This is a genomic window from Enterobacter sp. 22466 (assembly GCF_052044775.1).
GTDB classification, from domain to species: Bacteria; Pseudomonadota; Gammaproteobacteria; order Enterobacterales; family Enterobacteriaceae; genus Enterobacter; species Enterobacter dissolvens.
In genome coordinates this window covers 154,380-173,032 of the sequence record NZ_JBQENX010000001.1, presented here as the reverse complement: position 1 = coordinate 173,032, position 18,653 = coordinate 154,380, and the positions used below count along the sequence as shown (strand labels likewise).

Annotated in this window: 16 protein-coding genes; 4 read left to right on the top strand and 12 right to left on the bottom strand. The window is 55.8% G+C overall.

Features of this window, described 5'->3' with window-relative positions:
• Positions 1–118 precede the first annotated feature (118 nt).
• The 5 genes from malZ to phoB form a co-directional block, all read right to left on the bottom strand.
• Entirely contained in the window at positions 119–1,936 is a 1,818-nt protein-coding gene (malZ, locus tag ACTJJI_RS00750) for a maltodextrin glucosidase (RefSeq protein WP_440652680.1), read from the bottom strand.
• A 155-nt stretch (positions 1,937–2,091) separates the two neighbouring features.
• Complete coding sequence (proY, locus tag ACTJJI_RS00745; protein ID WP_063412471.1) at positions 2,092–3,465, bottom strand: proline-specific permease ProY; 1,374 nt, start codon at positions 3,463–3,465, stop codon at positions 2,092–2,094.
• A gap of 81 nt (positions 3,466–3,546) precedes the next feature.
• A complete protein-coding gene (gene brnQ, locus ACTJJI_RS00740) occupies positions 3,547–4,866 on the bottom strand; it encodes a branched-chain amino acid transporter carrier protein BrnQ (RefSeq protein WP_440652677.1) in 1,320 nt (439 codons plus the stop codon).
• Between the two features lie 409 nt (positions 4,867–5,275).
• A complete protein-coding gene (gene phoR, locus ACTJJI_RS00735; protein ID WP_046888874.1) occupies positions 5,276–6,571 on the bottom strand; it encodes a phosphate regulon sensor histidine kinase PhoR in 1,296 nt (431 codons plus the stop codon).
• Positions 6,572–6,592: 21 nt separating this feature from the next.
• Positions 6,593–7,282, bottom strand: coding sequence for a phosphate response regulator transcription factor PhoB (phoB, locus tag ACTJJI_RS00730; protein WP_003859122.1), 690 nt, complete (start codon positions 7,280–7,282; stop codon positions 6,593–6,595).
• 187 nt (positions 7,283–7,469) lie between these two features.
• Here phoB and sbcD point away from each other — a divergent pair, with 187 nt between their 5' ends.
• Positions 7,470–8,675: an exonuclease subunit SbcD gene (gene sbcD / locus ACTJJI_RS00725; RefSeq protein ID WP_440652675.1), complete on the top strand. Its 1,206-nt coding sequence runs from the start codon at positions 7,470–7,472 to the stop codon at positions 8,673–8,675.
• Positions 8,672–11,803, top strand: a complete 3,132-nt coding sequence (gene sbcC, locus ACTJJI_RS00720; protein ID WP_440652673.1) for an exonuclease subunit SbcC — start codon at positions 8,672–8,674, stop codon at positions 11,801–11,803. The genes sbcD and sbcC overlap by 4 nt, the downstream gene beginning before the upstream one ends.
• 98 nt (positions 11,804–11,901) lie before the next feature.
• Here the strand turns inward: sbcC and mak are convergent, their stop codons facing one another.
• Positions 11,902–12,807: a fructokinase gene (gene mak / locus ACTJJI_RS00715; protein ID WP_014830852.1), complete on the bottom strand. Its 906-nt coding sequence runs from the start codon at positions 12,805–12,807 to the stop codon at positions 11,902–11,904.
• Between the two features lie 123 nt (positions 12,808–12,930).
• Here mak and rdgC point away from each other — a divergent pair, with 123 nt between their 5' ends.
• The gene (rdgC, locus tag ACTJJI_RS00710) at positions 12,931–13,845 is read left to right on the top strand and encodes a recombination-associated protein RdgC (RefSeq protein ID WP_013095820.1); all 915 of its coding nucleotides are present in this window, start codon (positions 12,931–12,933) and stop codon (positions 13,843–13,845) included.
• Positions 13,846–13,891: 46 nt separating this feature from the next.
• On the opposite strand, the gene ppnP is transcribed toward rdgC, so the two are convergent.
• From ppnP to ACTJJI_RS00685, 5 genes are all read right to left on the bottom strand, one after another.
• The gene (ppnP, locus tag ACTJJI_RS00705; protein WP_013095819.1) at positions 13,892–14,179 is read right to left on the bottom strand and encodes a pyrimidine/purine nucleoside phosphorylase; all 288 of its coding nucleotides are present in this window, start codon (positions 14,177–14,179) and stop codon (positions 13,892–13,894) included.
• Between the two features lie 72 nt (positions 14,180–14,251).
• Positions 14,252–14,929, bottom strand: a complete 678-nt coding sequence (locus ACTJJI_RS00700; protein WP_014830850.1) for an AroM family protein — start codon at positions 14,927–14,929, stop codon at positions 14,252–14,254.
• Positions 14,930–15,166: 237 nt separating this feature from the next.
• On the bottom strand, positions 15,167–15,358 hold the full coding sequence (gene yaiA / locus ACTJJI_RS00695) for a protein YaiA (protein ID WP_014830849.1): 192 nt from the start codon (positions 15,356–15,358) through the stop codon (positions 15,167–15,169).
• 44 nt (positions 15,359–15,402) lie between these two features.
• Positions 15,403–15,927, bottom strand: coding sequence for a shikimate kinase AroL (gene aroL / locus ACTJJI_RS00690; protein ID WP_440652669.1), 525 nt, complete (start codon positions 15,925–15,927; stop codon positions 15,403–15,405).
• Positions 15,928–16,071: 144 nt separating this feature from the next.
• Complete coding sequence (locus tag ACTJJI_RS00685; RefSeq protein ID WP_014830847.1) at positions 16,072–16,530, bottom strand: YaiI/YqxD family protein; 459 nt, start codon at positions 16,528–16,530, stop codon at positions 16,072–16,074.
• 97 nt (positions 16,531–16,627) lie between these two features.
• Here ACTJJI_RS00685 and proC point away from each other — a divergent pair, with 97 nt between their 5' ends.
• On the top strand, positions 16,628–17,437 hold the full coding sequence (gene proC, locus ACTJJI_RS00680; RefSeq protein WP_014830846.1) for a pyrroline-5-carboxylate reductase: 810 nt from the start codon (positions 16,628–16,630) through the stop codon (positions 17,435–17,437).
• Positions 17,438–17,453: 16 nt separating this feature from the next.
• Here the strand turns inward: proC and adrA are convergent, their stop codons facing one another.
• A complete protein-coding gene (adrA, locus tag ACTJJI_RS00675; protein WP_440652667.1) occupies positions 17,454–18,557 on the bottom strand; it encodes a diguanylate cyclase AdrA in 1,104 nt (367 codons plus the stop codon).
• Positions 18,558–18,653: the final 96 nt, after the last annotated feature.

The following is an 18,653-nucleotide window of genomic DNA, read 5'->3' as shown; positions in this document are numbered from 1 at the left end:
GAGTATAGCGAGATTTAATCTGGGGAATAGCAAAGATATCTGTCCCCTCTGTTGAAATAATCAGAACAACTGAGGGATAAAGTCTGCAACCGGCATAAGAACCGGTTGCAGTGAGGGATTAATGACCGAACCAGATGGATGCAGAAATAGCAGGTAGCGAGAGTATCCCTTCCTGGATAGCCCCTTTCCCCTCTTTCACGTGCCACGCCTTTACGTGCAGCAGCGGCGAGTCATCCAGCACCACTTCACAGGCCTCCCCCCGGTTGATGGCGATCAGCACGCGCTGCTGATTATAGACGCGGACAAACACCACCACGTTGTCGTGGGCATAAACCACCTGACAACCGCCATAGCGCAGCGCCTGGCTCTGTTTACGCAGCTTCGCCAGACGCTGGTACAGGCTGAACAGCGCCTTGTCCTGCTTCGCCGAATCCCATGGGAAGGTTTTGCGACAGAACGGATCGTTGTTCCCGTCCAGCCCCACCTCATCGCCATAGTAGATGCACGGCACGCCCGGCCAGGTAAAGAGCCAGGTCACCGCCAGCGGCAGACGCGCGACATCCTTACCGAGCAAGGATTTAAAACGCGCAGTATCGTGGCTGTCCAGTTGGTTAAACATCCGTAACTGCTGCTGATGCGACAGGCTGGCGCGGTAGTTATCCATCCACGCCATGCAGGTTTCCGCATCAATATGCTGCGGATCGTAGGAAATATCGGTGTTAGCAAGGAATCCCCACAGCGGGAAGGTAAAGCCGCGATAGTTCATCGCCGCATCTTCCGCGTCCGTCTGCAACCACTGGCGCGCGTCACCAAAATGTTCGCCAAACACGAACGCCTCCGGCTGCGCGGCTTTTGCTGCACGGGTGATCCCGGCGACGTGCTGAAGGTTATTACGCGCCCCGCCCGCTTCACCGAGCATATGCACCACGTCAAGACGCCAGCCATCCATATTCCATGGCTCACTCAACCAGTGGCGCACGATGCTGTTTTCACCGCCATAAATCTCATCCACCAGCGTTGGCGACTGGAAATCCAGCTTCGGCAGGCTCGGATAGCCCAGCCAGTCCAGCGCGCGGCCCTCCTCGTTGAAGCTGTACCAGTCGCGCTGGGGTGAATCCGGGTTATGGCACGCCCCGCCCATCGACTGATTATGTCGATCAAACCACGCGTGCGAGTCACCGCTGTGGTTAAACACGCCATCCAGAATCAGACGCATGCCCTCTTTTTGCGTGTTTTTACGCAGGCGCAACAGCGCCTCATCGCCGCCAAACTGAACGTCAACGTGGCGATAGTCTGCGGTATCGTACTTATGCACGCTTGGCGCTTTAAACACCGGATTAAGGTACAGCGCCGTCACGCCCAGTTTCTTCAGATACGGCAGCTTTTCGCTGATGCCGTCCAGATCGCCGCCGTAGAACGTGGACCCCCCCGCCTGCGCGGTCAGCGGTTCATCCCATTCTTTCAGAATAATGTCGTGTCCTGCGGCGTGGTGGTAATAGACCTTATCCTGCTCTGCGGTGCGCGTTTCGCTACGCGCAAAGCGGTCCGGGAAAATCTGGTAAAAGACCTGATCGTTAACCCACTGCGGGCCAGCGTCCGGGCAATCGACGGCAAACTGCTCCAGCCGCGCCGGAGGAAAACGGCTAAATCCCTGCGGGGTAAACCACAGCTGGCGGTTGTTCCACAGCAGCTTAAAGCTATAGCGGCGACGCGGCTGGCCGCTGCGCAAGTCGATATTCGCCCGCCACGCCGTCACACCCGGCTGCGGCTGACTACGCTGCTTGTGCATTTTTAACGTGGTCTCTTCATTATCGACTTCAGCGCGTAGCGTTACGCGTTCGGGCTGATTTTCCCCCGCCAGCCAGAGCGTAATCACAAGGTTGTCTTTGTTTTGCTTAACAAATGGAGCAACCGGAAGGTGCCAGGCGTTTAACATCACGAATCCCCTTTGATGAAATTGACGTCACCTTGCCACAGGGTAGTTAAGGTTAGCTCACCATGACGTGATTTATTGGGGGAGGAGGACGGGGGAGGAGGCATCAGTACAACCTGATGCCCTCACCCTCTCCCGTTGGGAGAGGGCATAAAATATTACTGCGCTTGCGCCAGCTGACGGTCGCGGCGGCATTTAAACACCCAACCCACCAGCAGCAGCACGATCCACGCACAGCCCACGTAGAGAGAAATACGGGTATCGGGATGGTAGCCAATCAGGCCAATGATAAACACCAGGAAGATCAGCCCGACGACGGTCGTTGCAACACCGCCTGGAACTTTAAACTTCAGCGCTTTTGCCTCCTCCGGCGACAGACGACGGCGGAACGCAATCTGCGACAGCAGGATCATGATCCACACCCACACGGTGGCGAAGGTCGCCAGGGACGCAATCACCAGGAAGACGTTTTCCGGCATGATGTAGTTCAGGTAGACCGACAGCAGCAGTGCGACGGTCATGACCATAACCGTCACCCACGGCGTGCCGCGGCGGGAGGTTTTGGCAAAGACCTTTGGCGCACTGCCCTGCTCGGCCATGCCGTGCAACATGCGGCCCACGCCAAAGACGTCACTGTTGATCGCCGAAAGCGACGCAGTCAGGACCACGAAGTTCAGGATGCTGGCCGCAAAGGCGATGCCCATATGCTGGAAAGTCAGCACAAACGGACTGCCGTTCGTCCCCACCTGGTTCCAGGGATAGATAGACATAATGACGAACAGCGTACCCACATAGAACACCAGAATACGCATCGGCACCGAGTTGATGGCGCGCGGAATGGACTTCTCCGGGTCTTTGGCTTCCCCGGCGGTAATCCCGATAATCTCAATCCCGCCGTAGGCGAACATCACCATCTGGAGCGACATCACCATGCCGAGCCAGCCGTTGCTGAAGAAGCCACCGTTGCTCCAGAGGTTATGAATACCGGTTGGCTGGCCGCCGTTACCGATCCCCCAGATGATGATGCCGAAACCGGCAATAATCATGATGATGATGGTGGCAACCTTGAAGAAGGAGAACCAGAACTCCAGTTCACCAAAGACCTTCACGCTCATCAGGTTGACGGCGCAGATAATCAGCACCACGCTCAACACCCAAATCCAGTGCGGAACCGCCGGGAACCAGACGCCCATGTAGATGCCAAAGGCGGTGACGTCGGCAATGGCCACAATCAGAATTTCGAAGCAGTAGGTCCAGCCGGTGATAAACCCGGCCAGCGGGCCTAAATTCTCCTGCGCATAGCGCGAGAATGAACTGGCTGACGGGTTATGAACCGACATCTCTCCCAGCGCACGCATGATGATATACGCCGCCACGCCACCGATGATGTAGGCCAGCAGAACGCTTGGACCGGCCATTTTGATGGCATCTGCCGAGCCATAAAAAAGACCGGTACCGATAGCGGAGCCGAGCGCCATAAAGCGAATGTGGCGCGTGCTCAGCCCACGTTTGAGTTTGTTAGTGCTTTCCATTTAAATCTTGCCATTCAACACGAAAAAAACAAAAAACCACGGGGCCTTAAGCCCCGTGGTTAAACAGTTTGTTGCCGTTGATTAATGGGCGTTCGATGCGACCTGACGCCCTGCAGCACGATCCCAGATAATGGCCAGAACCAGTGCAACAACGGTAGGCATCAGCCAGGCCAGACCTTGCTCAGACAGCGGCAGACGCTGTGTCCAGGCTGGCAGTATTTGAGCAAACGCTGATGCTTTAATCCCGTCAAGGATACCAAAAATCAGGCTGATAAACATGGCTGGCGCAATAATTCGCGAGGAGTTATTCCACCACGGGCGCGTAAAGCTCAACACCACCAGCACGATACACGGCGGATAGATGGCCGTCAGCACCGGAATGGAAACCTGAATCAGGTGGCTCAGACCAAGGTTAGACACCGCCATGGAAAAGAGGCCAAGGATAAACACCAGCGTGCGGTAAGAGAGCGGCAGGTACTGGGCAAAGAACTCCGCACAGGCGCAGGTCAGGCCAACCGCCGTCACCAGGCAGGCCAGGAAGATCAGGGCAGCCAGCAGCATACTGCCTGCGCCACCAAAGGTGTGCTGGACGTAAGCATGGAGGATTGCCGCACCATTCGCGTTCTGATCCACCAGCGTCGCGCTATCGGAACCCAGGCGGAACAGCGCCAGATAGAGCAGCGTCAGGCCCACACCGGCCATCAGACCAGCCCAGATGGTGTAGCGGGTCAGCAGACGTGCTTCGGCCACACCGCGGGAACGCGCGGCGTTCACGATAACGATACCAAACACCATCGCGCCCAGCGTATCCATTGTCAGATAGCCGTTCACAAATCCGTTAGAGAAGGCCGCGTTTTGGTACGCGTCCATTGCACTGCTGATCGGACCCGCAGGCCAGATAATGGCCGCCACCGCCAGCACGATCAGCGCGATAATTTTGAGAGGGGCCAGGAAGTTACCCACGGTATCCAGCAGTTTGCCTGGATAGAGGGAGACCAGAATGACAATCGCGAAATAGACCAGGCTGTAGATGAACAGCGGCATCGCGCCGTCACCGGTCAGCGGCGCAATCCCCACTTCGAAGGAGACGGTAGCGGTACGCGGAGTCGCAAACAGCGGGCCAACGGCCAGATAGCACACCGTAGCCAGCAGAACGCCAGCCACTTTACCAATCGGGGTGCTGAGGCTATCCACGCCACCGCCAACTTTCGCCAGCGCAACCACGGTCAATACCGGCAGGCCCACGGCAGTAATCAGGAAACCAAACGCTGCTGTCCAGACGTGTTCACCCGCCTGTAAGCCAACCATTGGAGGAAAAATGATGTTACCTGCGCCAACGAACAGCGCAAATGTCATAAAGCCCAGCGCGATGATGTCACGCGATTTTAAGTGATGGGTCATAAAACCTTACTGCCTGTGGATGTGGTGTTGAATATATTGAGATTTTCGCCATCCGTGACGGGACGATACAGCGGAAATTTTGCTCAATTTCAGCGGGATATGCTCCCGTCCTGGCGTGGAGAAGAATAGTTTTTCGATTTACCACGCAAATACAGTCGGTCTGACAGTATCTGGGGGGCAATTTAAACGCTTATAACGTTTAAAGGCAAGGTGGGATCGCAAAACCAGAACAATATACCAGCATGAAAATACCAACCAGAATAATTCGCTAATATCATGAAAAACCCATGGCTAATCATGCGAACAAAAAAGCATCAGCCGTATAAAATTCATTCACGTTTCGCTTTACTGCAAAGCAAACGGGCCAGCAAAGGCTGACCCGTGGAAAGGTAAAATGACACACCTGCTGTCAGGCGATTTTTTTGGCAATTAATCGTTCCGGAATGACGAAACTAAAACGGGTTCCTTTGCCCAGCGTGCTTTGAATATCGAGACGGCTTTCATGGTGATTTACCGCGTGCTTCACAATCGCCAGCCCCAGCCCGCTTCCCCCGGTTTGCCGGGAGCGTGCTTTATCCACCCGGTAAAACCGCTCGGTCAGGCGTGGAAGATGCTCAGGCGCAATGCCCGGCCCGTTGTCCTCGACGCTAAACTCAGCACCCACTGGCGTCTGCTGCCAGCGCACCACAATATCCGTTCCTTCAGGAGTATGATTAACCGCGTTATAGACCAGGTTAGAGATAGCGCTCCGCAGTTCATCCTCGCTTCCGAGCACCTTCAGACTGTTATCGACGTCAAAGGTCAGATGATGCTTTTTATGGCTTAAGGTTTGCGCTTCGCGTTCCACCACCCGCAGCATCATCGGTACGTCGATGGTGTCATTTAAGGCAAGCGTCGGGGCCGCCTCAATCTTCGACAGCGTAAGCAGCTGCTTCACCAGCCCTTCCATACGGTGCGTCTGCTCGCGCATGGTATGCAGCGCTTTCTCACGCGGCGCACCTTCAAGCGTCTGCTCCTGCATCATTTCCAGATAGCCCTGCAGTACCGTCAGCGGCGTGCGCAGCTCGTGGCTCACGTTCGCAAAGAAGTTGCGTCTTGCCCCTTCCAGCTGGTGCATCTGGGTGACGTCACGCGCCACCATCAGCCACTGCTGATCGCTGTAGGGCATCACCCGAATTTCAAGATGGCGACCATTGTTGAGCTTCAGATTGTGCGGACGAGAGAAATCACGTTTTTTCAGATACTGCGTGAACTCCGGGTAACGCAGAAGGTTGAGGATGTTCTGGCCATTATCGTCCGGCCAGCGCAGGCCCAGCAGCTGTTGGGCGAGACCGTTACACCAGAAGATCGTCCCCTCTTCCGTGGTCAGAATGACCGCATCCGGCAGCGATTCCGCACCGCTGCGAAAGCGTTTGATCAGGCTTCCCAGCTCGCGACGGCGCTTTTTATTACGCATCTGCATCTGATGCAGACCGTAAAGCAGCGGCTCCCAGCTCCCGCTTCCCGGGGGAGGCGTCATACTTCTGTCAACCCATAGCCACCAGGAGAGGCGCAGCAGGTTCCAGAAATGCCATATCAGCAGCCCGGTCACGGACGCCAGCAGAAACCACGGCAGGTATCCAAGAAAGGCCCCCAAAATGAAGGCCGGAATACAACATAAGATCAGTTCAAAGACGAGCCTTTTCCATGACAGACGTTCCAGCACGCGTCACACTCCTGTCATTGTTCAGAAACGGGTAGAAAAACGATAACCCGTGCCGCGGACCGTCTGTACCATGCGATCGTGGCCGCTCAGTTCCAGCGCTTTACGCAGGCGGCGGATATGTACGTCAACCGTCCGGTCTTCGACATACACGTTAGTTCCCCAGACGTTATTCAGCAACTGCTCGCGGCTGTAAACACGCTCCGGGTGAGTCATAAAGAAATGCAGGAGTTTGAATTCGGTAGGCCCCATGTCGAGGGGATTTTCGCCCGTCATAACGCGGTGCGAGGTCGGATCAAGGCTCAGGCCCTGCATCTCAATGACCTCTTCCACCGCCATCGGTGAAATACGGCGCATCACAGCTTTAATGCGGGCAACCAGCTCTTTCGGTGAGAAGGGTTTGGTAATGTAATCATCTGCGCCAGTCTCCAGGCCGCGCACGCGATCTTCCTCTTCACCGCGCGCGGTAAGCATGACAACGGGGATATCGCGGGTCATCGCTTCACGCTTGATGTGTTTGATAAACTGCAGTCCGGAGCCGCCAGGCAACATCCAGTCAAGCAGGATCAGATCGGGCCAGGGTTCATTCAGCTGGTTCACCGCGCTGTCATAATCTTCCGCTTCAACTGGCTGGAAGCCATTTTGTTCGAGCACGAAGCACACCATTTCACGAATTGGAGCTTCATCTTCTACGACCAGAATACGTCTCGCCATACTTTGCCCTGTCTTATCTTATTTAAGTTACAAGTTTGTAATGCGGCGTCATTATGCGTCAGATTTATGACAGATTTATGAAAAACAGTACCACGTAAAATGGCAAACTGTTGTTTTATTACAGCGGTTATTTTCCAGCTTCTGAAAGTTTATAATCCCCATTCCCTTTTTTTGCCACGGATTCGCTATGCGCATATTACACACCTCGGACTGGCATCTGGGTCAAAACTTTTACAGCAAGAGCCGGGCAGCGGAGCATGAAGCGTTCCTGAACTGGCTGCTGGACACGGCCCGATCGCACGAGGTGGATGCGATTATTGTTGCGGGTGACATTTTCGACACCGGTTCGCCGCCAAGCTATGCGCGTGAGCTCTACAACCGCTTCGTGGTAAATCTGCAACAAACCGGCTGTCATCTGGTGATTGTCGCCGGTAACCATGACTCCGTCGCAACGCTGAATGAATCCCGCGACATCCTGGCCTTCCTTAACACTACCGTGGTGGCCAGTGCCGGACATGCGCCGCAGATCCTGAAAAAACGTGACGGTACACCGGGGGCGGTGCTGTGCCCGGTTCCCTTCCTGCGGCCACGCGATATCGTGCAGAGTCAGGCGGGGATGTCAGGCGGGGAAAAACAGCAGCATCTGCTGCAGAGCATCACTGACTATTATCACCAACAATATACCGATGCCTGCGCCCTGCGCGGTGAGCAGGCCATTCCGGTGATTGCCACCGGGCACCTCACCACCGTCGGTGCAAGTAAAAGTGACGCGGTACGTGACATCTATATTGGCACGCTGGACGCCTTCCCGGCACAACATTTCCCGCCAGCGGATTATATCGCGCTCGGACATATTCACCGGGCACAGGTCATTGGCGGTTGCGAGCACATTCGCTACTGCGGCTCACCCATTGCGCTCAGTTTTGATGAGACCGGCAAAGCCAAATGTGTTCATCTGGTGAGCTTTAACGAGGGCAAACTCAGCGCCGTGGAGTCGCTGGAGGTGCCCGTCACCCAACCGCTGGCGGTGCTGAAGGGCGATCTGGCGGCCATTACCGCCCAGCTGGAGCAATGGCGCGGTGTCGAGCTAAATCCCCCCATCTGGCTGGATATCGAAATCACAACCGACGACTATCTGCATGATATGCAGCGTAAAATCCAGGCACTGACGGAAGATCTGCCCGTCGAGGTCTTACTGGTACGCCGCAGCCGCGAACAGCGCGAGAAAATTCTGCTGGGTGCGCAACGTGAAACGCTCAGCGAACTGAAGGTGGAAGAGGTATTTGAACGCCGACTGTCGCAGGAAGAGATTGACGACACAACGCGCGCAAGGCTTAACGAGCTGTTCCGCCATACTCTGCACGCGCTTACTGATGAGGAAGAGAACGCATGAAAATTCTGAGCCTGCGTCTGAAAAACCTCAACTCCCTGAAGGGCGAGTGGAAAATTGATTTTACCGCTGAGCCGTTTGCCAGCAACGGACTGTTCGCCATTACCGGCGCGACCGGTGCCGGAAAAACCACCCTGCTCGACGCCATCTGTCTGGCCCTTTACCACGAAACGCCCCGTCTGCAAAAAGTCTCCCAGGCACAAAACGACCTGATGACCCGCGATACCGCCGAGTGCCTGGCCGAGGTGGAGTTTGAGGTAAAAGGCATCGCATACCGCGCGTTCTGGAGCCAGAACCGCGCGCGAAATCAGCCAGACGGGAACCTGCAGGCACCGCGCGTCGAACTGGCGCGCTGTGAAGACGGTAAAATTCTGGCCGACAAAGTGACGGACAAACTGGAGCAAACCGCCGCGCTCACCGGGCTGGATTATGGCCGTTTTACCCGCTCAATGTTGCTCTCTCAGGGGCAATTTGCCGCCTTCCTCAATGCGAAACCGGGCGATCGCGCCGAACTGCTGGAGGAGCTGACCGGTACGGAGATCTACGGCCAGATTTCAGCAATGGTGTTCGAGAAACATAAAGCCGCCCGTACCGCGCTTGAGAAGTGCGAAGCGCAGGCCGCAGGCGTGGTGCTACTGAGCGAAGCGCAACAACAGCAGTTACAGCAGAGTTTGCAGGCACTTACTGACGAAGAGAAAACCCTGCTGACTCAGCAGCAGAACCAACAGCGAGATTTTCAGTGGCTGACGCGCAACGACGAGCTTATTCGCGAGCAACAGCGCGTCATGCTCATGCAACAGCAGGCGCAGCAGGCCCTGACGGAGGCCGCGCCTGAGCTGGCAAAGCTCCAGCTTGCGCAGCCCGCCGCCCAGCTTCGCCCCCTGTGGGATAGCCAGCAAGAGCAGACCACGCGCCTCGGGCAGACAAAACAGCGCATTGTCGAAGTAAATACTCGCTTACAGGCCAAAACTGCGCAGCGCTCGCGCATCCGACTTACGGCACTGCGTACCCATCAACAACTGCAGATCGATCTGACAACCCAGGCAACATGGCTTGCGGCGCATGAGCGTTACCGCGTGTGGGGCCAGGAGATTGCCGGCTGGCGCGCCCATTTCGCGCAGTTGAACCGCGATAAACATCAGATTGCCACACTTGCAGCACGTGTTGCGGAATTACGTCAGAAGCTCGCCGACATGCCGGAAAACGCCCTGACGCTGACGGCGGATGACGTCGCGGCGGCAATGGAGCAACAGTCCCGGTCACGCCCTTTCCGTCAGCGTCTGACGTCACTTCATGCCCGCTATCAGCCACTGCAAAAACGGCTGCAGCAGAACGCGGATACCCGGCAAAAGGCGCAGGCCGAGCAGGTAAAACTCAATGAAACGCTGACGCTGCGCCGCCAGCAGTACAAAGAAAAAAACCAGCACTATGTCGATCTGAAAGCATTGTGCGAAAGCGAAGCGACGATCAAAAAGCTGGAAAACTACCGTTCGCAGCTTGAGGCGGGTAAACCCTGCCCACTGTGCGGTTCCAGTGAACATCCTGCCGTTGAGACGTATCAGGCGCTTGAACTCACCGATAACCAGCGACGCCGGGATGCGCTGGAAAAAGAGGTCGCCGCGCTGAAAGACGAAGGCCTGTTGGTGCTGGGACAGGTCAATGCCCTGACGCAGCAGATCCAGCGAGAAACAGACGAAGCACAGACGCTCTCTCAGGAAGAGCAAGCGCTCACTAAAGAGTGGCAGGAGGTCTGCGCCACCCTGAATATCTCATTGAATATTCAGGAAGATATTGCCCCGTGGATGAACGAGCAGGAACAGTACGAACGTCAGCTCTATCAGCTCAGCCAGCGCCTGACCCTGCAACATCAGCTTAACGAACAGCAAGTGCAGGAGCGCCAGTATCAGCAGCAGCTGTCGGCTACGCGGCAGGCGCTGGAAAACGCCCTGCTCGCACTGTCACTGAACGTTCCTGAAGAGGGATCAGAAGCCGCCTGGCTGCAGGCCCGGGAAGCGGAATTCAACCTGTGGCAGGAAAAACAGACGCAGCATGCGGCGATTCAGGAACGCATTAATATCCTGAAACCGCTACTCGACACGCTTCCGGCAGGCGATGACACCGAGGCGGAACCGGCCATTCCTGAGAACTGGCGCGAGATCCACGACGAATGCCTGTCCCTGCAAAGCCAGCTTGCCACCCTGCAGCAGCAGGAGGGTCTGGAAAGCGAGCGGCTACAGCACGCCACAACGCAGTTTGCCACCGCCCTGGCAGCCAGCTGCTTCGCCGATCGTGAGGCCTTTCTCGCCGCGCTGCTGGATGAAGAGACCATCCGCCGTCTTGAGCAACGCAAGCAGACGCTGGAGAGCCAGCTTCAGCAGGCAATCGCGCTCTGCGGGCAGGCTGAACAGCAGTTGCAGGCCCACCAGAGCCAGCGACCGGAAGGGCTGGACGCGAACGCGCAAATCCTGCAGGCACAGCTACAGCAGTTGGCGCAGCTGCTTCGTGACAACACCACCCATCAGGGGGAGATCCGCCAGCAGCTTAAGCAGGACAGCGATAACCGTCAGCATCAGCTGGCGCTGATGCAGCAAATTAACGAGGCCTCACGTCAGGCCGAAGACTGGGGTTATCTGAATGCGCTGATAGGCTCCAGCACCGGGGATAAGTTCCGCAAATTCGCCCAGGGTCTGACGCTGGATAATCTGGTCTGGCTCGCCAACCAACAGCTTAATCGCCTGCACGGGCGCTATCTGCTGCAGCGTAAAGTCAGCGACGCACTGGAGCTGGAGGTGGTTGATACCTGGCAGGCCGATGCCGTACGCGATACCCGCACGCTCTCTGGCGGCGAAAGCTTCCTCGTCAGTCTTGCGCTGGCGCTGGCGCTTTCTGACCTGGTGAGTCACAAAACGCGAATCGATTCGCTGTTCCTGGATGAAGGTTTTGGCACGCTCGACAGCGAAACGCTGGACACCGCGCTGGATGCGCTCGACGCGCTAAACGCCACCGGGAAAACCATCGGCGTGATAAGCCACGTCGAGGCCATGAAGGAGCGTATTCCGGTGCAGATCAAAGTGAAGAAGATTAATGGACTGGGGTATAGCAGGCTGGATAAGGAGTATGCGGTGCAGTGAAAGGCGGATCGGTGCGGTCTGGTGCCCTCACCCTGGCCCTCTCCCACAGGGAGAGGGTACAAACATTAAAAACCGCAACGTGCGTTGCTGTTTTGCTTTTATTCCGGCCATAACCACGCTGCGCCGCGCACGCCGCTGGAGTCACCGTGGACGGCTTTGCGGATCGGGGTTTCGCATTCGCCACCGAAGACCCACTGTTTGACGAGAGCAGGCACCGTTGCGTACAGCCGGTCGACATTGCTCATCCCACCGCCCAGCACAATCACATCAGGATCGAGAATGTTCACCACATGCGCCAGCGATTTCGCCAGCCGCATTTCGTAGCGGCTCAACGCCAGTTCCGCCACGGGATCCTGCTCCTCAACCAGGCGCATAATCTCGTTCCCCTTAAGCGGCTGACCGCTCAGGCGGTGGTAATCCGTGGCAAAACCGGTGCCGGAAATAAACGTCTCTATGCAGCCCTGTTTTCCACAGTAGCACGGCACTTCGACACGGTATTTGAGCTCATCTTCATCCATCCACGGCAAAGGGTTATGTCCCCACTCCCCCGCCGTACCGTTACCGCCGATATGCGCACGCCCGCCGAACGCCACACCGGCCCCGCAGCCGGTACCGATGATGACAGCAAATACGGTCTGAGCCCCTGCCGCCGCACCGTCGATGGCCTCTGATACCGCCAGACAATTCGCGTCATTCGCCAGACGCACCTCGCGCTGCAGACGCGCGCTCAAATCTTTATCAAAGGGCTGGCCGTTGAGCCAGGTAGAGTTGGCGTTTTTCACCACCCCGGTATAAGGCGAAATGGACCCGGGAATGCCCATCCCGACGCTGCCGGCCTGTCCTGTCGCCTGCTCTGCCATCTCAACCAGCCGGGCAATCGTCTCGATAGTCTGGTGATAATCGTCGCGCGGCGTGGGCAGACGGTGACGGAAAAGTTGTTCCCCCTGCTCGCTCAGTGCGATGACTTCTGTTTTGGTGCCGCCCAAATCAATCCCAATACGCACAAGACTCTCCTCATTATTTTGATTATCAACAGAGTAGAAGCACGCTTCCCGATTAGCAATGCAAGCGATGCGACAATTCGTTATCATGCCCGCTGATTTAACGACAAGGCCGTGGAAATTATCATGCTGTGGTTCAAAAATTTGATGGTTTACCGTCTCAGCCGCGACGTTTCGCTGCGTGCAGAAGAGATGGAAAAACAGTTAGCCGCTTATACCTTTTCCCCTTGCGGAAGCCAGGATATGGCAAAAACCGGTTGGGTTCCGCCAATGGGTTCACAAAGCGATGCCCTGACCCACGCCAGCAGCACGGGTCAAATCATTGTTTGCGCCCGTAAAGAAGAGAAAATCCTGCCCACGCCGGTGGTGAAGCAGGCGCTTGAAGCGAAAATTTTCAAGCTTGAAGCCGAACAGGGCCGTAAGCTGAAAAAGACTGAAAAAGATTCTCTGAAAGACGAAGTGTTGCACTCCCTGCTGCCGCGCGCGTTTAGCCGCTTCAGCCAGACCATGATGTGGATCGATACCGTCAACGGGCTGATCATGGTGGACTGCGCCAGCGCCAAAAAAGCGGAAGATACGCTGGCCCTGCTGCGTAAGAGCATCGGCTCTTTACCGGTGGTGCCCCTGGCGCTGGAAACGCCAATTGAGTTAACCCTGACCGAATGGGTGCGCAGCGGCACGGCGGCACAAGGCTTCCAGATCCTTGATGAGGCCGAGCTGAAGGCCCTGCTTGAAGATGGCGGCGTCATCCGCGCGAAAAAGCAGGATCTGGTGAGCGACGAGATCGCCGTGCACATTGAAGCAGGCAAAGTGGTCACCAAACTGGCTCTCGACTGGCAGCAGCGTATTCAGTTCGTGATGTGTGATGATGGCTCTGTTAAGCGTCTGAAGTTCTGCGATGAACTGCGCGATCAGAACGAAGATATCGATCGTGAAGATTACGCCCAGCGCTTTGATGCGGACTTTATCCTGATGACCGGCGAGCTGGCCGCGTTAATTCAGAATCTGGTGGAAGGCCTCGGCGGAGAAGCGCAGAGATAATTTTCCCTCCCCCTGACCCTCTCCCCAAAGGGGAGAGGGAAGAGGATTATTTCAGATAGCGGCACAGATAAGAGGTCGGTTCAGCAACCTGCAGATGGAATTCACTGTGGCCAGGGACGTTGAAAACTTCGCCAGCAGAGTAAACTTTCCATTCCGTTTCACCCGGCAGTAAGACGTTAAGCGCACCGCTCACCACCGTCATCTCTTCAGCTTCGGCTGTACCAAAGGTGTATTCCCCTTCAGCCATCACGCCGACACTGGCGCGGCCAGTGCTGCTACTGGTAAAACCAATGGATTTCACTTTACCGGAAAAGTATTCGTTACTTTGAAGCATGAACTGGCCCTTATATTTTTTAGAGAAAAATCCACTATAGGGGCCATGCTCATGACCTGTCACGCAAAATCATCAGGCCAGCAATTCTGAGGCCAGACGCGCCATCAGAACATTCGACAACAGTACCGGTACATCAAGCGCTTTTTGCAGTAAATCGCGATGATGCTGATGAAACCCCAGGCAGTCGAGAATTAACACATCTGCCCCGCGTTCCAGTAGCTCCTTCCCGGCCGCAATGAGTTTGGCCTCACTGTCCCAGAACGGATTTGCCAGGGCATACAGAGGCGTTTTTTCAAGCACCTGCCATTTTGCCTCCTGGTTATCCATCAGTTCTTCAATGGGCACAATCACCCCGACCTGGTGCCCGTCAACAATCGAGGCCACCAGCGGCGGAATGATCCGCATCGGCTCCAGCAAAATCGCATTACGTGCGACGAGTCCTTTGATGGGTGCGGTACTCATGAGCAAAATAACGTCATAGCCTTGATTATCGAGCACTTCTATCACTCCCTGAAGCGCGCGCTCGACTTTCTGACGGGATACATGTGCCAGTTTACCGTCACTTAATAACGTCGCCAGGGGATCCTCCCCCGCCTCGACAGCGTAGTCTTCCATGACCTCTTCCCGGCTTATCTTACCCAGCAGGCTAAGATGCGTGATCTGTTGTTCAGATACATGCTCGGTTAAGAGCGGTAATACTTCGCTTACAGGCACCACACCAATGGTGAGGATCGCCAACGTCGCCTTCATCTTCATCGCCTTCCGTTACTACCAAAACTTTCACACAGGCACAGGCTCACTACGCTGTGCCGTTCATTTTTTCAACAAAACAGCACCAAGCGTAGCAGGTGATCCGCACACCGAAATGTAAAGATCGCCAGCCCATTTCGAAGCTACCTGTAATAACTAAATATTAACTCTTGCTTAACATTAACGATGAGTAAAAAGTGTGATGTGCGCACGGTATTAGGCCATTCAGGAATTGACTCACGACTTATCGGGATCTTCGTAGCGCCGTTTGGCGTCCAGCGCTTCCTGCTCGGTTTCGTGTTCGCTGATCAGCGAGTCGGGTTTGGGGTGATCGGCACGCAGTTGATACCAGGTCACGGTGCGGTCGCCCTGGCCTTTTTCTACGGTAACGATACGTGCTTCACGCGGATAGGGAGGTCTGGTTGGCATAGCTCATCCTTTTATTATGTCAGAGCTATAAGTATAGACGGCGGTTAGCTGGCACAAGCCAAACGCAGGGCGGTAATAATCTGAATAACAACCTCTTCGGGTGGCGCTGACGCATCCACCACGTGATGTGCCGCTTCGCGGTATAATGCATCGCGCTCCGCCAGCACTTCGCTCACTTCTTCGCTGAGCGGTCTGGAGGTCAGCGCAGGGCGTTGCCCCTCTTCCGGAAACGCTTCCAGACGCCCCACCAGGGCAGCCACCGGCGCACAGAGGTAAATCACAATCCCTTTGTCGCGCATAAAGTGGCGGTTATATTCCGCCAGAATAATGCCACCGCCCGTGGCAATCACGGCATCGGGTGCCGTCACCGCTTCCAGCGCGGCCTTTTCACGGCTGCGAAAGCTTTCCCAGCCCTCTTTTTCAACGATTTCCGCAATGGTTTGTCCGGCCTGTTTCTGCAGCCAGTGGTCAGTATCAATAAAATGGCGTTGACAGGCGCGCGCCAGTTCCAGGCCAACGGTGGTTTTCCCACAGCCGCGGGGGCCAACTAAAAAGATGGGTTGGGTCATAACCAGGTGTTTCCCCTTGATGCCGGATGGCCGAAGAGTGTAAAGAAATAATTGCAGAAGATGTTGCGTTTACTTTACTGCAAAGCGGTACGGGATGACAACCCTGTCACCGCCATACTGTACCATATTTGACAATGATTATCATTACGCTGTGCGGCGCTTCACTTCCAGCAACCACTTATCCAGCTCTGCGGCAAACTGCTGGCGGTCACGCTGAGATAGACTGTCTGGCCCACCGGTCTGCACGCCGCTGGCGCGAAGCGTATCCATAAAATCGCGCATGGTCAGTTTTTCCCGAATGGTTGCTGGCGAGTAGCGCTCACCGCGCGGGTTCAGAGCTGCGGCCCCCTTCTCCAGTACCTCTGCGGCCAAAGGAATGTCCGCCGTGATCACCAGATCCTCAGCGCTGCACAGCCGTACAATCTCGTTATCCGCCACGTCAAACCCGGCAGGCACCCGCAACGCACGAATGAATCGGGAAGGGGGTACGCGGATATTCTGGTTCGCCACCAGCGTAAGCGGCATCTGAACGCGCTCGGCAGCACGGAACAAAATCTCTTTAATCACATTCGGACACGCGTCCGCATCAACCCAAATCGCCATAATGTCTCCCCATATTGATACTGGCGACTATTGTCGCCTGCATTTCGTTGTTAAGCTATCAATCAGAGAAAACAACGCATAACGACGGAGAAACGTGATGGAGAAGAAAATCGGGTTTATTGGCTGCGGTAACATGGGCAAAGCCATCCTGGGTGGCCTGATCGCCAGCGGGCAGGTCCTGCCGGGTCAGATTTGGGTCTATACACCATCACCGGATAAAGTTGCGGCGTTGCGTGATGAGTATGGTATCAACGCAGCCGAAAGCGCGCAGGAAGTGGCTCAGGTCGCCGATATCGTCTTTGGGGCGGTTAAACCGAACATCATGATCAAAGTGCTGAGCGAGATCACCTCCAGCCTGAATAAAGACACGCTGGTGGTATCGATTGCCGCAGGCGTGACGCTCGATCAGCTGGCTCGTGCCCTGGGCCATGACCGCAAAATTGTACGCGCAATGCCCAATACCCCTTCACTGGTCAATGCCGGGATGACCTCCATCACCCCTAACGCGCTGGTGACGCCGGAAGATGTGGCCGATGTGCTGAACATTTTCCGCTGCTTCGGTGAAGCGGAAGTGATTGCCGAGTCGATGATCCATCCGGTGGTGGGCGTGAGTGGTTCTGCTCCCGCGTATGTCTTTATGTTCCTGGAAGCGATGGCGGATGCTGCGGTGCTTGGCGGTATGCCACGCGCGCAGGCCTACAAATTTGCCGCACAGGCGGTGATGGGGTCAGCAAAAATGGTGCTGGAAACCGGCAAGCATCCAGGGGAACTGAAAGATATGGTCTGCTCGCCTGGCGGCACCACCATCGAAGCGGTGCGGGTGCTGGAAGAGCGCGGATTCCGTGCGGCGGTCATTGAAGCGATGGCAAAATGCATGGAAAAGTCAGAGAAGCTGAGTAAGTCCTGACCGTCTGAGCCGGATGTCAGGCGGCTACCTCGGTCCGTCCGCGTCCGGCATTTTTGGCTTTATACAGCGCGATATCTGCCGCTTTTAGCCACTCCCGATAGTGACCAAACTGAGTCCCCCACGGGGCGATGCCAACGCTGATGCGAAGTCGTTCGTTCGGAGCACAGGGCAACGACAGTTTTTGCAGCCGCTCGTGTACGCGCGACATCGCCGCGATGGCACTTTCTGCCGGGGTGCCGGACATAATTATCGCGAACTCATCGCCTCCGAAACGGCCAATATAATCCCCTGTCCGCAGCGTCATCTGTAGCTGCCGGGTAATGGCAATAATCGCTTCATCACCCACGTCATGCCCCCAGGTATCGTTAATGCTCTTGAAGTGATCGATATCGATAAGCAGGATAGTTGTCTGGCAGTGACCCCGGCGGCACTTCTCATATTCATTTCGCAGCAGCGTTTCCCAGTAGCGCCGGTTGTAGACGCCAGTCATACCATCCCGGGTGCTCATCACTTCCAGTCTTCGTTTATTTTCCGCCAGACGGATTGCCGTCTGGTGGCTCACCCAGGCAAAGAGCATGGGGTAGAGCATAAAGACCGGCAACGTCAGCCACCACTCCAGCGGTCCGGGAGAGAGCACCACAACGTTTCCGGTGAGCTGGAGGGTCATGACGGCGGATAAGGCGATCATGGCCATGCCCGCGAGAAATAAACGACAACCGCCGGATCCCATCATGTTCATGCCGATCATCATGACCAGCGCTGCCGATGGCAGGGCATTGACGCCCATCAGGCCAATCCATATTCCGGCAATAAGGGCATCGATCTTCAGGTTGATGATTTCACGGTGAAAAGGCTCGGATGAGCGGCAGGCGAACTGCCAGGCAAGATGTGGCCAGATAAAAGCCCAGCTAACCAGTAATAACCACCAACCGCCGGGCAAAAAATGGGTCACCAGCACACCGGCAATGGCAAAAAACATCGCCGCCAGGCCAACGATTCGCGCCAGACGGACTCGCCGGGCAAAGCGTATGCCGGTACGGTGTGAGTCATCCTGAGAAAGGTTTTGAAGCCAGTCTTCCCCAATACGCTCTTTATTGTAAAAGTTTTCGTCGTTCATCATATTTTGGGAATATTCTGAAACATTTTCCCAAATTATAGAGAGGGGGGATGCGGGGAAAGTATGAAATTTCGGGTGAGCCGGCGTCAGGACTCACCC

What these genes read in the sequence shown, in the direction of transcription:
- malZ (WP_440652680.1), bottom strand. Translation starts at nt 1,936, where the DNA reads ATGTTAAACGCCTGGCACCTTCCGGTTGCTCCATTTGTTAAGCAAAAC.
- proY (WP_063412471.1), bottom strand. Translation starts at nt 3,465, where the DNA reads ATGGAAAGCACTAACAAACTCAAACGTGGGCTGAGCACGCGCCACATT.
- brnQ (WP_440652677.1), bottom strand. Translation starts at nt 4,866, where the DNA reads ATGACCCATCACTTAAAATCGCGTGACATCATCGCGCTGGGCTTTATG.
- phoB (WP_003859122.1), bottom strand. Translation starts at nt 7,282, where the DNA reads ATGGCGAGACGTATTCTGGTCGTAGAAGATGAAGCTCCAATTCGTGAA.
- sbcD (WP_440652675.1), top strand. Translation starts at nt 7,470, where the DNA reads ATGCGCATATTACACACCTCGGACTGGCATCTGGGTCAAAACTTTTAC.
- sbcC (WP_440652673.1), top strand. Translation starts at nt 8,672, where the DNA reads ATGAAAATTCTGAGCCTGCGTCTGAAAAACCTCAACTCCCTGAAGGGC.
- rdgC (WP_013095820.1), top strand. Translation starts at nt 12,931, where the DNA reads ATGCTGTGGTTCAAAAATTTGATGGTTTACCGTCTCAGCCGCGACGTT.
- ppnP (WP_013095819.1), bottom strand. Translation starts at nt 14,179, where the DNA reads ATGCTTCAAAGTAACGAATACTTTTCCGGTAAAGTGAAATCCATTGGT.
- ACTJJI_RS00700 (WP_014830850.1), bottom strand. Translation starts at nt 14,929, where the DNA reads ATGAAGGCGACGTTGGCGATCCTCACCATTGGTGTGGTGCCTGTAAGC.
- yaiA (WP_014830849.1), bottom strand. Translation starts at nt 15,358, where the DNA reads ATGCCAACCAGACCTCCCTATCCGCGTGAAGCACGTATCGTTACCGTA.
- aroL (WP_440652669.1), bottom strand. Translation starts at nt 15,927, where the DNA reads ATGACCCAACCCATCTTTTTAGTTGGCCCCCGCGGCTGTGGGAAAACC.
- ACTJJI_RS00685 (WP_014830847.1), bottom strand. Translation starts at nt 16,530, where the DNA reads ATGGCGATTTGGGTTGATGCGGACGCGTGTCCGAATGTGATTAAAGAG.
- proC (WP_014830846.1), top strand. Translation starts at nt 16,628, where the DNA reads ATGGAGAAGAAAATCGGGTTTATTGGCTGCGGTAACATGGGCAAAGCC.
- adrA (WP_440652667.1), bottom strand. Translation starts at nt 18,557, where the DNA reads ATGATGAACGACGAAAACTTTTACAATAAAGAGCGTATTGGGGAAGAC.